The sequence below is a fragment of the Exiguobacterium sp. SH31 genome (assembly GCF_001816105.1).
Lineage (GTDB): Bacteria > Bacillota > Bacilli > Exiguobacteriales > Exiguobacteriaceae > Exiguobacterium > Exiguobacterium aurantiacum_A.
In genome coordinates this window covers 1-14,609 of the sequence record NZ_LYTG01000109.1, presented here as the reverse complement: position 1 = coordinate 14,609, position 14,609 = coordinate 1, and the positions used below count along the sequence as shown (strand labels likewise).

General features: G+C 55.8%; 15 protein-coding genes. 1 reads left to right on the top strand and 14 read right to left on the bottom strand.

Annotated features, from left to right (window positions below):
* The 14 genes from nth to bshB1 form a co-directional block, all read right to left on the bottom strand.
* On the bottom strand, positions 1-661 hold a 661-nt coding region (gene nth, locus A6395_RS15215; protein WP_071399673.1), incomplete at its 3' end, for an endonuclease III.
* Positions 661-1,248: a DnaD domain-containing protein gene (locus tag A6395_RS15210; protein ID WP_070327409.1), complete on the bottom strand. Its 588-nt coding sequence runs from the start codon at positions 1,246-1,248 to the stop codon at positions 661-663. The genes nth and A6395_RS15210, both read right to left, overlap by 1 nt.
* A gap of 61 nt (positions 1,249-1,309) precedes the next feature.
* Positions 1,310-2,611, bottom strand: a complete 1,302-nt coding sequence (gene asnS / locus A6395_RS15205) for an asparagine--tRNA ligase (RefSeq protein ID WP_070327410.1) — start codon at positions 2,609-2,611, stop codon at positions 1,310-1,312.
* Positions 2,612-2,631: 20 nt separating this feature from the next.
* Positions 2,632-3,819 (bottom strand): pyridoxal phosphate-dependent aminotransferase, encoded by a 1,188-nt coding sequence (locus tag A6395_RS15200; protein ID WP_071399672.1) that lies wholly within the window; start codon positions 3,817-3,819, stop codon positions 2,632-2,634.
* A 22-nt stretch (positions 3,820-3,841) separates the two neighbouring features.
* Positions 3,842-4,321 (bottom strand): hypothetical protein, encoded by a 480-nt coding sequence (locus A6395_RS15195; protein ID WP_071399671.1) that lies wholly within the window; start codon positions 4,319-4,321, stop codon positions 3,842-3,844.
* Positions 4,318-4,503: a YpmA family protein gene (locus A6395_RS15190; RefSeq protein WP_016509977.1), complete on the bottom strand. Its 186-nt coding sequence runs from the start codon at positions 4,501-4,503 to the stop codon at positions 4,318-4,320. Before A6395_RS15190 ends, A6395_RS15195 begins: the two co-directional genes overlap by 4 nt.
* 64 nt (positions 4,504-4,567) lie before the next feature.
* Complete coding sequence (dinG, locus tag A6395_RS15185; protein ID WP_252100550.1) at positions 4,568-7,435, bottom strand: ATP-dependent DNA helicase DinG; 2,868 nt, start codon at positions 7,433-7,435, stop codon at positions 4,568-4,570.
* 59 nt (positions 7,436-7,494) lie between these two features.
* Positions 7,495-7,878 (bottom strand): aspartate 1-decarboxylase, encoded by a 384-nt coding sequence (gene panD, locus A6395_RS15180; RefSeq protein ID WP_070327414.1) that lies wholly within the window; start codon positions 7,876-7,878, stop codon positions 7,495-7,497.
* A gap of 5 nt (positions 7,879-7,883) precedes the next feature.
* Positions 7,884-8,714, bottom strand: coding sequence for a pantoate--beta-alanine ligase (gene panC / locus A6395_RS15175; protein WP_071399669.1), 831 nt, complete (start codon positions 8,712-8,714; stop codon positions 7,884-7,886).
* Entirely contained in the window at positions 8,711-9,547 is an 837-nt protein-coding gene (gene panB, locus A6395_RS15170; RefSeq protein ID WP_070327416.1) for a 3-methyl-2-oxobutanoate hydroxymethyltransferase, read from the bottom strand. Before panB ends, panC begins: the two co-directional genes overlap by 4 nt.
* Positions 9,548-9,761: 214 nt before the next feature.
* Positions 9,762-10,724, bottom strand: coding sequence for a biotin--[acetyl-CoA-carboxylase] ligase (locus tag A6395_RS15165; protein ID WP_071399668.1), 963 nt, complete (start codon positions 10,722-10,724; stop codon positions 9,762-9,764).
* A complete protein-coding gene (locus A6395_RS15160) occupies positions 10,697-11,836 on the bottom strand; it encodes a CCA tRNA nucleotidyltransferase (RefSeq protein WP_071399667.1) in 1,140 nt (379 codons plus the stop codon). The genes A6395_RS15165 and A6395_RS15160 overlap by 28 nt, the downstream gene beginning before the upstream one ends.
* Positions 11,833-12,954 carry an N-acetyl-alpha-D-glucosaminyl L-malate synthase BshA gene (bshA, locus tag A6395_RS15155; RefSeq protein WP_071399666.1) on the bottom strand — a complete coding sequence of 374 codons (1,122 nt, stop codon included), beginning with the start codon at positions 12,952-12,954 and terminating at the stop codon, positions 11,833-11,835. The genes A6395_RS15160 and bshA overlap by 4 nt, the downstream gene beginning before the upstream one ends.
* A complete protein-coding gene (gene bshB1, locus A6395_RS15150) occupies positions 12,951-13,634 on the bottom strand; it encodes a bacillithiol biosynthesis deacetylase BshB1 (protein ID WP_071399665.1) in 684 nt (227 codons plus the stop codon). The genes bshA and bshB1 overlap by 4 nt, the downstream gene beginning before the upstream one ends.
* 113 nt (positions 13,635-13,747) lie before the next feature.
* Here bshB1 and A6395_RS15145 point away from each other — a divergent pair.
* Positions 13,748-14,609 (top strand): YitT family protein (locus A6395_RS15145; protein WP_071399664.1); only part of this gene is annotated, 862 nt, incomplete at its 3' end.

Genomic DNA, 14,609 nt, shown 5'->3' with positions numbered 1-14,609 from the left:
ATGAATTCGTCGCTTGTTGCGACTTCATCCGCTTCTTGCCTTCGCGGCACATATGCAAGAGCGGGCACGTCTCGCAGCCGGGCCGTTGTGCCTTGCAGTGATACCGTCCGAAAAAGATGAACTGGTGGTGGAGCTGCGACCATTCTTCACGGGGAAACTTCTTCATGAGCGTGTCTTCGACTTGACGGACGTTGTCTTTCCAACGGCAGATGCCGAGCCGTTTGGACACACGCTCGACGTGGGTATCGACCGCGAACGCCGGTTCATGAAAGGCGACCGACAACACGACGTTCGCCGTCTTGCGCCCGACTCCAGGCAGCGCCTCGAGTGACTCCCGGTCGTCCGGGACGATCCCTCCGTGCAGATCAAGAATTCGCATCGATAGCGCTTTGACGTTTTTGGCCTTGTTTCGAAACAGACCGATTCGTTTAATGAGCGACTCGATTTCCGCTACGTCAGCCGCAGCCATCGCCTCGACCGTCGGGAACGCCTCGAACAGTCCAGGCGTCACTTGGTTGACGAGCGCGTCCGTCGCCTGCGCGGACAGCGCCACGGCGACGACGAGTTCGAACGGGTTGCGGTGGGTCAGCTCACAATGGGCGTCCGGGAACATTTGCCGCATCGTCTCCGAGATTTCGTTCAATTGAGCTCTCGTCAACATCACTTTTTCCTCCGTTGATACTCGACCAAGTCTTCAAGTGACTCGACTTTATGGTCTTGCCAGACGCTCAAGATTTTATCCATGTACTTGAAGTTGCGGACGTTACGTAGTTTCGCCTCGCGGAGCGCGGCCAAGATGAGTTCTTCACTGAAACCGTCTTCGGTCAACCAGCCAACGATTTGCTCGATCTCAAACGGCGTGATCGTCCCGAACTCCCGCTCGAACGTATGGATGAGGTTCTCGTTTAGCGACTGCGTATTTTTTTCAGGGGCGCCGTCTTCTTCGAGTGCTTGGAAAAGAGGGAGCAGACTGTAACGCTCCACTTCCGCCGACGCATCGATGGCGACGAGCTCTTTTTGCAGCAGCCCGAGCAGAACAGAGCGTGCCTCGCTCTCGGGAACGTTCATCCGGTCGCCGAGCTCGCTCGGAAGCGGCATCTCGATGCCTTCTCCCGTCAACTCCAACAAGTGGACGACGAGACAAAACTCGACCGGGTTGAGATTGAGACGACGTGCATCGGTGAACAGCTTCCTCGGAACGACGACCGGACTTTGTTCAAACAGCTTGATCAGATTATGTGCATCCATGTCGCACATCCTTTCTAGACAAATCAATCGGGGAAGACAATTAGTCATCCCCGATTGGCGATTATGGGTGAATTCGGTTCAATAGACGTGGGAACGGAATCGCTTCACGGATGTGTTCGATTCCGCTGATCCAAGCGACAGTCCGCTCAAGACCGAGCCCGAAGCCCGAATGTGGGACCGAGCCGTACTTACGCAACTCAAGATACCAGTCATACGCATCGGTCTCATCAAGTCCTTCTTTGACGATCTCTTCTTTCAAGCGGTCGTAGTCGTCTTCACGCTGCGAACCGCCGATGATCTCGCCGTAACCTTCAGGTGCGATCAAATCGGCACAAAGGACGAGTTCAGGGTTCTCTGGGTCGACTTTCATGTAGAACGGCTTGATTTCTTTCGGCCAATGGGTGATGAACACCGGCAAATCATGCGCGTTGGCGATCGCCGTCTCGTGCGGCGCCCCGAAGTCATCCCCGTACTCGATGTCATCGAAGCCTTCTTCTTTCAAGAACTTGATCGCGTCCGTATAACGAATACGTGGGAACGGCGCTTGAACTTTTTCAAGTTTCTCCAAGTCGCGTCCGAGCAACTCAAGCTCGTTCCGGCAATGGTCAAGCGCTGACTTCGCGATGTATGATACGTAACGCTCTTGTAGATCGAGACTCATATCATGGTCGAAGAATGCCATCTCCGGCTCGATCATCCAAAACTCGATCAAGTGGCGACGTGTCTTCGATTTTTCAGCGCGGAACGTCGGACCGAACGAGAACACTTTGCCGAGCGCCATCGCTGCGGCTTCCATATATAACTGACCTGTTTGCGACAAGTAGGCTGGCTGACCGAAGTAGTCCGTCTCGAACAACTCCGTCGTTCCTTCCGGCGCGCTCGACGTGATGATCGGCGGATCGATCTTGACGAATCCTTCTTGGTTATAGAACTCGTATGTGGCCCGGATCAATTCGTTCCGGACTTTCATGATCGCATGCTGGCGACGCGACCGGAGCCAGAGGTGACGATTGTCCATCAAGAACTCCGTCCCGTGTTCTTTCGGCGTGATTGGATAGTCGATCGATTCTGAGATGACTTCCATCGCTGTCACTTCGAGTTCGAAGCCGAGCGGCGTCCGGCCGCCATCCGATTTGACGTTACCCGTCACCCAGACTGACGTCTCTTGCGTCACGCCTTTCGCGAGGGCGAACAGTTCTTCCGCGACTTCTGCTTTGACGACGACGGCTTGGGCGAATCCGCTCCCGTCCCGGAGTTGAAGGAAGGCGATTTTACCGCTCGAACGTTTGTTGGCGATCCAGGCACCGACCCGGACCGATTGTCCTTCATAATCTTTAAATTGGCTAATTGAAATAGTTGTCATGTTCATATCCATCCTTTCGCTTATCGAGCGCTACTCTTGATATAGTTTTCCACTCGATCGAGCGCTTCTAGTACTCGCTTCAATTCTGTTGCATAAGACAAGCGGACGTAATCATCCTGCCCAAAGCCCGATCCCGGCACGAGCGCGACGAATGCTTCACCGAGCACTGCTTCGCACCATGCGTCGACCGAGTCGTAGCCGCTCATCGACGCGGCTTGTTTGGCGTTGGCGTATAAGTAGAATGCCCCTTGCGGTTTTAGGCACGTGATGCCTGGTATGTTGATCAATCGCTCATAGACGATCTCGAGGCGCTCTTCAAATGAGACCCGCATCATCTCGACATCATCTTGCGAGCCGTTGTAAGCCTCGACGGCCGCCGCTTGGGCGATCGACGTCGGATTCGACGTCGAGTGCGATGCGAGGTTCGTCATCGCTTCGATGATCGTCTTGTCTCCGATCGCGTACCCGATGCGCCACCCGGTCATCGCATGTGACTTCGAGACCCCGTTGATGATGATCGTCCGCTCACGCATGTCAGGAAGCGTGGCGATCGAGACGAACTCGCTATCGCCATAGATGAGCTTCTCATAGATTTCGTCACTGACGACGAGCAGGTCGTGGCGCTTGACGACTTCGGCGAGTGCGACCAACTCTGACTCCGTATAGATCATACCGGTCGGGTTGGACGGGCTATTCAAGATGACCGCTTTCGTCCGGTCTGTGATGGCGGCTTCAAGTGACTCTGGCGTCAGTTTGAACGTCGTCGCCTCGGTCGTCTCCACGTAAACCGGGACACCGTCGGCAAGTTTCACTTGTTCCGGATAACTCACCCAATACGGGACCGGGATGATGACTTCATCACCTTCGTCGAGAATCGCTTGGAACAAGGCGTATAACGCATGTTTCGCCCCTGAGGCGACCATGACCTCGTTACGCTCGAACGTGAGGTCGCTGTCGCGTTTCGTCTTCTCGATGATGGCATCTTTTAAAGCGACCGTTCCGCCTGAAGGCGTATACTTCGTATCGCCGTCACGTGCAGCCTTGCATGCGGCCTCAATAATTCGTTCAGGCGTATTGAAGTCCGGCTCACCGGCCCCGAGCCCGATGACGTCTTGTCCCGAAGCTTTCAATGCTTTCGCTTTCGCCGTGATCGCGAGCGTCGTCGAAGGTGTTAACTGTTTTACACGTCTTGCCAATAGATGTTCCATCGATATCCTCCTCTAATCTCGTTCAGTTCGAATCCGCCAGTTGGACCCGTCTTATAAAGTCTCCGGTTTGAAGCGTGTAATAGGAATACGTATACGTCGCCCCTGATTTCGTCACGACTTCGATGAGCGCACGCTCGTCAAACCCGTACTTACAACTGACGAGCGTACCACCGGTCTCCTCGAGCGAATCGGCACAGACTTTATCTAAGTCGACCGACTCGATCTCACGCGTCTCGAGCGGTTGCTTACTGTCGACCGGCACGAACAGGACACGGTCCGTCTCCTCGAAGACGACGTACGGTTCCGTCCCGTTAAAGAGCTCAGCCCGTTCGATCCGGACTGTCGGCTGTTCGGCCTCAAGACGATCGCGCGCTTCCGCGATCATGTTTTGTTTTGTCCGTTCCGTATGACCGACCGTGAACCAATAAATCCCACTAAACACGATGACGACACCGATGAGTGCCGTCATAAGAGCAATCACTACTTTTGTCCTCCGCGTCATTCTGTCCGATAGATGGTGAACACCATCTCTTCTTTCTTCGGATCATTCACTTTTTTCTCTAGTGCAAGACCGAACATCAAATCTTGGCTCTTTAGTGTACGATTCAATAGGTCGACGATTTTGTACACGTCTGCCGTCGGCTCGATCCGAACGGTCGCGAGCGTCTCAATATTCGAATTCATGTTTACTCCTCCTTCAAAACACTATACCCATCATTATAAAGCGATAATTTCACGCTGCCTAGCGTTATCTCTGATTTCCTAGAGTCGTCTCTTCTTTCTCATCTAAAAACAGTTCGAGCTCGGCCAGTGACGTCTCGAGCGATCCTTCGATCCGGTCGACAGCCGGTAGACTATTGAGAAACTGTTTCCCGTAACGCGTCGTCTCGACACGGCGGTCGAAGACGAAGATAGCGCCGTAATCCTCTTTCGAGCGAATGAGGCGACCGACGCCTTGTTTGAAGCGGATGACCGCTTGCGGAAGTGACAGTTCGAAAAACGACGACTTCCCGGTCGCTTCAATTTTTTCGGACCGCGCCTGAATGACCGGTTGGTCGGGCGGGGCGAACGGGAGACGCACGATGACGAGGCAGGTGAGCGCTTCTCCCGGGATATCGACCCCTTCCCAGAAGCTGGCCGTCCCGAACAAAATCGACTGATCGATTCGTTTGAACTGCTTCGTCAAACGGCTGCGCGAGCCGCCGCTGACGCCTTGGGCAAGCAACGTATACGCGTCGTCTAGCTGATGTCTCACCGCCTCGTGCGTCAAACGTAACAGCTCGTTCGACGTGAACAAGACGAGCATGCGTCCTTTCGTCACGTTGGCAATCCGGGCAATCGAAGCGGCGATTTGATCGACGAAATGCGGTAACGGCACTTCGTTGATCAACGGGATGTCTGACGGGACGAACAATTTTGCCTGTTTCTTGAAGTCAAACGGCGAAGCAAGGACGACCCGTCTCACGTCCTGCCCGTCGAGACCGAGCCTGCGCTCGATAAAGCCGAAGCGACCGGACACGGTCATCGTCGCCGACGTCAAAATCGTCGGCCGTTTCGCAAACAAGCGCTCATGGAGCAACGGTCCGATTTCGACCGGTTGCGTATAGACCGAGGTCAATTTGCGGTTGGCCAAGTTCAACTCGACCCAACTGACAGCGTCATCGTCGCGGGTCAGCATCGTTTCATACAGCACGCTCTCAATCTCTCGCACGTCACCGATGAACGCCTTCAAGTCACCGATCACGGCGCGTTGCTTGAACGTCATATGCTCTTTATGCTCATCGAGAAGACGAAGCATCTGCCGGAGCGACATCCGAAGCGTCCGCAAACGGTTCTCAAGCCGCTTCGCCACTTCACGGATCGGTCGGAACACGTCACCTTCCCGTTCGAAGCGAACGGTTTGCCGTTGATCTTTTTTCTTGCCGAGCGACTGGAGCGCCGTCAACAGGTCGTCTAGTTCGACATCGACTTGGGCTAACGCCTGGTCGGTCTCTTTACTGAACGCTTCCGTCTCTTCGGACACGGACGTCAAGTCGGCAAGTTGCAGCAGCCGGGAATGGAACTTTCCGTCGGCCCCGTAGCCGAACCATTTGAATAAGCGATCGAACTGGATCGCGTCGAACGTGACGCCGAAATGATGCGAGGCGACCTCTTCGACTTGATGCGCCTCGTCCAAGATGAGCGGCGTGTCGGTCGGGAGAATCCCGGCCTGATGCTGCAGATCCGAAAAGAGCAACGCGTGATTCGTGACGATAATGTCCGCCTCTTTCGAACGCAGGACGGCCCGCGTGAAGAAGTCACGGCTATACCAAGGATCGAAGCGGCCGAAGTCCGTTGCCGCGTCGGCTTGAATGAGCCGTTTGAACGAGGCCGGTCCTTGTGTCGCCGCTCCAGGGAGTGACAACTCTTCCAAGTCCCCTGTCTCCGTCTCGGTCAACCAGACGAGCACCATCGCCTTGCACATCGCCGAGAGCATCCCGTCATTCGTCTCCTCGAGCACCATCTCAAACTTCCGGAGATCGATATAGTTGCGTCTTCCTTTCAAAAGCGTGAACTCGATTTCCGGGAAAATAGCTTTTAAGATCGGCAAGTCCCGGTTGAGCAGCTGTTCTTGTAATTGGATCGTATGCGTGCTGACGACGACCGGTCGTTTCGTCTCAAGGGCGTGATGCGCGCTCGGGATCAAGTAGGCTAACGTCTTGCCTGTGCCGGTCCCGGCCTCGATGAGAAGCGTCGCCTCATCGTCGAGCGCCTTATAGACGTGCCGCATCATCTCGAATTGACTTTGTCTCGGTTCGAATTGGTCGAACAGTGACGGAAGCGTCTCTTCGATCGTCCGATGAAGAAACGGTTCGAACGGTTTGCGCTCGACCGCCGGCTCAAACGAATCAGTCAGGCGACGGAGTGCGATTTTCCGGTGGATATCGTACGTCGTCTCGTCATCTGGCCGAATACCGATCTCGACGATGAGATCATCGAGCAACGGCTCGATGTTGCTCGTCCACGACTCGGACAGACGGCGCAACTGTTTTAGCGTCACGACCGGTAGCGTCCGCAGACGATTGAGTTGTTGAATAAACAACTCCGCGGTCGCCTCGGCGTCGCTGAGGGCGCGGTGCGCGTCCGTGTGCACCAAGTCGAACGTGTCGGCGAGTGACTCGAGCGCGTGGCTTTCAAGTGTCGGATACAAGATGCGCGCGAGTTCGACCGTATCGATGGCCCGCCCTTGGAAAGGTAAATATCCTGCCAGTTCTAAACTCTCATTTAAAAAATTCAAATCAAACGAAACGTTGTGGGCAACGAACACTCGCCCATCTAACATCTTCCAAATATCAGGGATGACGTCTTCAAACGTCGGCGCAGACGCCACATCCTGATCTGTTATCGTCGTCAACTGCGTGATAAAAGGAGGGATTGGACGACTCGGTCGAATCAACGTACTGTAGCGCTCAATCACTTCACTACCTTGTACGACCACCGCCGCGAATTCAATCAGTTCATCGCCGGATTTGACGGAATGACCGGTCGTCTCTAAATCCACTATCACATAAGTGTCCATAACATCCATCCCATCTTCGGCACGCTCGTGCTTTCTGTCTCTTTCTGTCTGTCTCATCTTACCATAGAACGATGCACGAAAAAACGGGGTTGCCTCTAAGGGCATCCCCGCTCTGTTCATAGAATCGTATGTGCGATTTCTTCGTACAACAGTTGATCGACTTCGTTGCGATCGTTCAACACCGCAACTTTCGGACGATGCGATCTCGCCTCTTCAGCCGTCATCTGACCGTAGGCCATAATGATGACGACATCGCCGACTTGGAAATGGCGGGCCGCTGCCCCGTTTAGGCAGATGACGCCTGAACCGCGCTCACCCTTGATGACGTATGTCTCAATGCGGGCGCCGTTATGGTTGTTCGTGATGTGGACGTGCTCATTTTCCATAATCCCGACCGCGTCCATCAAATCCTCATCGATCGTAATCGAGCCGACGTAGTGTAAATTCGCCTCGGTCACGGTCGCCTTGTGTAGCTTGGCGTGCATAAATGTTCGAATCATTTGATTCACCCTCTCTTCCAAATCGTATTATCAATCAATCGGGCGCGTTCAAACTGCACCGCCACTGCAATCAACAGTTCTGTCGACGAGTCTGTAACTTGCGAAAGCGTCGGATAGTCGACTAGTTCGACATAGTCGATCGTACTGTTCGGGATTGCCGACAGCCGTTCGACGAGTCGTTCTTGTACCGACGTGATCGCGTCCCCTTCAGTCAACGCGTCACGCGCCTCGATGAGTGCTAGATTGATGTCGCTCGCGTCAATCCGTTCCGTTTCAGACAAGTAGACGTTACGCGACGACTTGGCGAGTCCCGAGTCCTCACGAATGATCGGACAGCGGATAATTTCGACCGGCACGAAATAGTCCCGGACGTACCCCTCGATCAGTGCGACTTGTTGGGCGTCCTTCAAGCCGAAGTAAGCACGCGTCGGCAGCACCAAGTTGAACAGTTTTGAGACGACCGTCAACACACCGTCAAAATGACCGGGCCGGCTGGCGCCGCATAAGACGTCGGCTCCGGTACGCACCGTCACGCGCGCCATATCGAGCGGATACATCGTCGCGGTATCCGGATAAAATAGTACGTCTACCCCCGCTTCTCGCGCCAACTGTTCGTCCCGTTCAAAATCTCTCGGATAACGATCGAGGTCTTCATTCGGCCCAAATTGGGTCGGATTGACGAAGATGCTCATGACGACGCGATCATTCTCGCGTTTGGCCGCCTCGACGAGACTCAAGTGTCCTTCATGCAGGTAACCCATCGTCGGCACAAAGCCGACGGTCAACCCGTCGGACAGAGTTTCACGTAACGACATCGGATCGGTGACGATCCTCATGCTTTGCCACCGTACAACGTGTCGAGCAGCGTCTCGTCCATCGTGAACGTGTGGCGTTCGAGCGGGAACGAGCCGTCTTTCGTCGCTTGGACGTAAGAGCCGATGGCACTCGTCGCGACCGCGTTCACGTCGGCGTACGCCTCGACAAATTTCGGGAGACGGTCGACGCCATACTTCAAGACGTCGTGATAGACGAGCACCTGCCCATCGACGTCGGCACCGGCACCAATCCCGATGACCGGGATGTGAAGCGCTTCGGCGATTTTTTTAGCGAGTTGATGCGGCACACACTCGAGAACGAGCATTTTCGCCCCGACCCGTTCGGCCTCGAGGCTGTCGTTGATCAGTTGCTCGGCATCCTCAAGCGACTTCCCTTGGACTTTATAGCCTTCGAGCACGCCGACCGATTGTGGCGTGAGCCCGAGATGGGCGACACACGGCATGCCGACTTTCGTCAATCGTTCGATCGTCTCGAGCACTTCGCCCGCCCCTTCAAGTTTGATGGCGTCGGCGTGTCCGTCTTGGAACAATGTCGCCGCCGCTTGAAGCGTTCGGTCGAAATCACCGTGATACGTCGCGAACGGCATATCGACGACGACGAACGTGTCCTTCGCCCCGCGGCGCACCGCTTTGGCATGGTGGACCATATCATGAATCGTCACCGGGATCGTCGAGTCGTAACCGAGCACGACCATTCCTAGTGAGTCTCCGACAAGAATGATGTCCACTCCCGCCGCTTCGGCCAGTTTCGCCGACGGATAATCGTAAGCGGTCAACATGACCAACTTCTCTTCTTGCTTCATCTTTTTCAATAATGAAGTCATCGTATGCATATGTTCTCCTCCTAAATGTGGAGACAGGAAAGGAAAAACGCCTTCTTACACGATTGGCAAGAAGGCGCACGAAAACGAACTCAAGGTTGAGTGTCCTTCTGTCCCTGTCAAAATGATCAAGGCAGACAATTAACTAAAACGACGGTCTGCAATTCCGGTACACTTCTTGCGATAGCGTCCGACACGTTCATTATAGACCACGAATACGTTTCCATCAATCATTCCAGACTGCGATTTCAGCGGAATAGATGGCTTCGATGGCACCATGACGCTCGAGCAGGAGCGCCCCCTGTTCTGAGATGCCGCGCATGACACCGCGTTTAGACTCCCCCGAGGCGGTCAACGTCACTTCTTCATTCAAATAAGCGGCGTGCTCTAGCCAGTTGTCGCGGACCGGGCCGAACCCGGATTCGAGCAACGCGTCATATTCGGTCTCGAGCTCGGCTAATAGATCGGCGAGCACTTCACTGCGTCGTAACGCGACGCCGGTCTCCAATTTGATCGACGTCGCCCGGTGAACCAGGTCAGTCGGGATCGACTCCGTATTGACGTTCAATCCGAAGCCGAGGATGACGGCTTGGATGCGGTCGCCTTCAGTTTGCATCTCGGTCAAAATCCCACCGATCTTCTTCCCGTTCACGAGAAGGTCGTTCGGCCATTTGATAAATGCCGGGACGCCTTGTTGCCTTAGCGACCGGGCGAAAGCGCTCGCCGCCATGAGCGTCAGCTTCGACGCTTCCCGAATCGGTAGCGCCGGACGAAGGATGATACTAGCCGCGATATTGACGTGGCTCGGGTTGTGCCAACTGCGCCCAAGTTGGCCGCGCCCTGCCGTCTGTTCTTCGCTGATGACGAGCGTCCCCTCAAGCGCCCCTTTTTGAGCGAGTTCGTGGGCGATGCGCTGCGTCGTGTCGACTTGGTCGTAGGCGTAGACGTGTTGCCCGAACCGGCCGTGCCGGAACGAGACGAACGCCGGTTCATCGAGCCGGTCCGTCCGTCCGAACAGTTGATACCCTTTACGCGGGATCGTTTCGATGTCGTAACCGTCTTGTTTTAACGTCTCGATGTGTTTCCAAATGGCGGTACGTGAAATATTTAATTGGCGGGCCAATTCCTGTCCGCTCCACACCGCCCCGTCTTGGAGCAAGTTTAAGACCTTTCCTCTCGTTGAAGCCACATGACCGCCTCCTCTCGTAACGTTTGTTCCTCGTTAGCTAACTCGCCGAGGACGACGCGCCGTTCGAGGTCGGCGAGCAAGTGCTTGATCCGTGCGCCGCTCGCCCCGACCTGAAGCGCATCGCGACCGTCGAACCGGAGCTCCCGCCGTGACTGGATCGGGAGCACACGTTTCAAGGCGTCGGACGATTCCGTGCTCCCGGTCATCCGCAAATACGTCTCGAGCGTCGCTTGAGACGTCTCATATACGGTGAACGTATCGAGCCCGGAGTCGAACAGGTTGGCCAATACGCCCGCTTCCCGCTTCAAGGCGTTCGAACGCTTCCATGGCGAGAGCCAACGGATGTCTCCGGCGTGATAGACGAATAGCGCCCAGCCTCCGACCGCGTTGATTGGTGCCCGTCTGTCAGCGATAACACGATGGACGAGCTGTTTGGACACGTCCGGTAAGTACTGATGGATGCCGAGCTCGACGAGGTCGGTCAGCGCTCGGCGGTAAGCAGGTCCCGTCATCAACTTCTCGAACTCAATGGCGATGCGTTCCATCGCGATGTCTTGTAATTTGTGGCCGAGCGTCCGCGCCGCGTTCCGCACATCATCAGCGAGCGTGAAGTCGAGCTGGGACATGAACCGAAACGCACGCATGATCCGGAGCGCGTCTTCGTTGAAGCGTTCATACGGGCTCCCGACGGTCCGGATAATCCGCGCCTCGAGGTCAAGCCGGCCGCCGAACAAGTCGACGACGTTGCCGTCATGGAACGCCATAGCGTTCATCGTGAAGTCGCGGCGCAACATGTCCTCTTCGAGCGTGACGCCGAGCGAGACGTGGTCGGGGCGTCGCGAGTCCGAATACGTCCCTTCCGAACGGAACGTCGTCACCTCGAACGGATGATGATCGAGGATGACCGTGACCGTCCCGTGATCGATTCCGGTCGGGACCGATTTCGGGAACAGTTTCATGACGTCTTCCGGGAACAACGACGTCGCGATATCGATGTCGTCGGGAAGCGTGCCGCGCACGTAGTCACGAACGGCACCGCCGACGATGTACGCCTCGCCCCCGTGGTCGTTGATTTTTTTTATGATTTGTTTCGCATACTCCCATTCTGTCATCGGCGCACCACCTGTTCGTATAGTCGTTCATATTGCGTGACGATGTCTTTAGACGCGAACTGTCTCGCTTTCACGAGACCGCCGGCACGCAGTTTCGCATGGAGCGCATCGTCGAGCAAGATCGCTTCGAGCGCGGTCGTGGCCGCTGTGACGTCGCCGCGCGCGACGACAAAACCGTCCACTCCGTCCGTGATCACTTCCGGCAAGCCCCCGGCATCGCTGACGACCGATGGGACACCTGTCGCTAACGCCTCGAGGGCGACGAGACCGAACGCCTCTTTGTCCGACAACAGAAGATGGACGTCGCTGATCGACAACAACGCCGCGACTTGTTCTTGTTTCCCGGCGAAGATGACACTGTCTTCGAGCGCCATCTCGCTCACGAGTCGACGCATCGCCCCCATGAGCGGTCCGTCACCGACGAGGAGCAACTTCTTGCCCGGGACGTTCATCCGCTGGAACGCCTCGAGCACGAGGTCGATCCGCTTCACTTGTCGGAAGTTCGAGATATGGATGACGACGCGGTCGGCTGCTGACAAGCCGTAACGTTCACGGAGCGACGGCTCGGCTTGCGGCTGATAAACCGATTCGTCGATAAAGTTATGAATGACATCGATCTCAAGGCCTGCATCAATCCGCTCAAGCGTCTCGCGCTTCAAACTGTCGGACACGGCCGTGATCGCGTCCGACTGGCGTAAACCGTACAGGATCGCCGGTTTCAACTCTTCATCTTCCCCGAGCACCGTAATATCGGTGCCGTGGAGCGTCGAGACGATCGGTGTCTTGCTCTCGGCCATCTCACGTCCGAGCGCGGCACAAACTGCATGGGGCACCGCATAGTGCGCGTGGATGACGTCGAGGCCGAACGCACGGATGACGCTCGCGATCTTCGAGGCGAGCGTGATATCGTACGGCGGATAGCGGAACACCGAGTACTGGTTGATTTCGACTTGATGGAACGTGATGTTCGGATGATACGCATTCAACCGGAACGGGATGCTCGACGTGATGAAATGGACGTCGTGCCCCCGGTCGGCGAGTTTCATCCCGAGCTCGGTCGCGAGGATGCCTGAACCCCCGACCGATGGGTAACAGAGGACTCCGATACGTAGCTTCATGCGAGCTCACCCGCCCGCGTGACGACGTATGGTTTGACGGTCATGAGCCCTTCGGCGTAGTCCGTGCCGATCAAGCTACCGAAGTGACGGTCTCGCGCGACGACGCGGTCGACGTACGCATCGGTCAATGGTGTGTCGACGCCGTCAACTGGTGTGAATTGACTTGCGTATGACGTCAACGCGTCCACTTTTTTATCGAGCGTCGCCGTGATGTCGATGCAGACGTCCGGGCGCACGTGGGCGTTGATCATGTATTGATAGACGCTGTCCGGACGGTAAGCCGGGACGTCAGACATATATTTGCGAATCCCGGCGTTGAACAGCGCCTCTTCAACGAGACGGGCGCACGCCCCGTGGTCGGGATGGCGGTCGACGCCGTACGGATAGAGCAGATGCGTCGGTCGTTCGGTCCGGATCAAGCGGACGAGCGCTTCAATTTGGTCGGCTGTCCCGAGCAGGCCACGGTCAGGGAAACCGAGATTGATGCGACGGACGCCAAGAATTCTATCGGCTGTCGCCGCTTCCTGTGCCCGCGTGACGACATCGCCGTTCGACGACAGTTCAGCCCGCGTCAAATCGACGTACAGGACTGGGACGCGATCACCCGTCCACTGGGCTGTCATGCCGGCGATGCCGATTTCGATATCGTCCGGATGGGCCCCGATTGCTACTATTTTCATAAAAAATCACCTCTTCTGTGAAAAGTATATCGGACTCACTGTCGAATGTCATATGTTCAGGGTAGGCAATCCACAGGTTTTTCGAGTACGCTTATGGATGGGAGGTGAACCACATGACGGTACAATTACCGATTCGGTTTCGCAATATATTCTTTATTCTCATCGGTTCATTCATTTTTGCGTTCGGCGTGTTTCATTTTAACGTCCAAAACAATTTGGCCGAAGGCGGTTTCACCGGGATCACGTTGATTCTGCGCGGCTTGTTCGGTTGGTCGCCATCGATCACGAACTTGGCGCTCAATCTGCCGCTCTTCTTCGTCAGCTACAAGCTGCTCGGGCGGACGACGTTCATCTATACGCTCGTCGGGACGTTCAGCTTTTCGCTCTGGTATGGGCTGATCGCCAAGTACTCGAACCTCGTCATCGATTTGACCGATGACATGGTGCTCGCGAGTTTATTCGCCGGTCTGTTCATCGGCGTCGGTCTCGGCATCATTTTCAACAACGGCGGGACGACCGGGGGCATCGATATAATCGCTCGCCTCGTCCAACGTTACGTCGGTTGGTCGATCGGCAAGACGTTCCTCGTGTTCGACTTTTTCGTCATCGTCCTCAGTTTGACGTATCTTGACATCCGCGAGGCGATGTATACGCTCCTTGCCGTCTATATCGGCGCCCGTGTCATCGATTCGATGCAGGAAGGCACATATGCCGGTAAGGCCGCGATGATCATCAGCGACCACCGGACCGCCATCGCCGACGGCATCCACGCGACGATGAACCGCGGGACGACCCGTCTGCTCGCGAAAGGCGGCTATTCGAATAAAGAGCTCGAAGTGATTTACGTCGTCGTCGGACGCAACGAGGTCAACCGCCTCAAGACGATCGTCAAACAGATCGACCCGCACGCTTTCGTCACGTTCCATCACGTATACGAAGTCGGCGGCGAAGGGTTCACGTTCGACGAGAATCGCG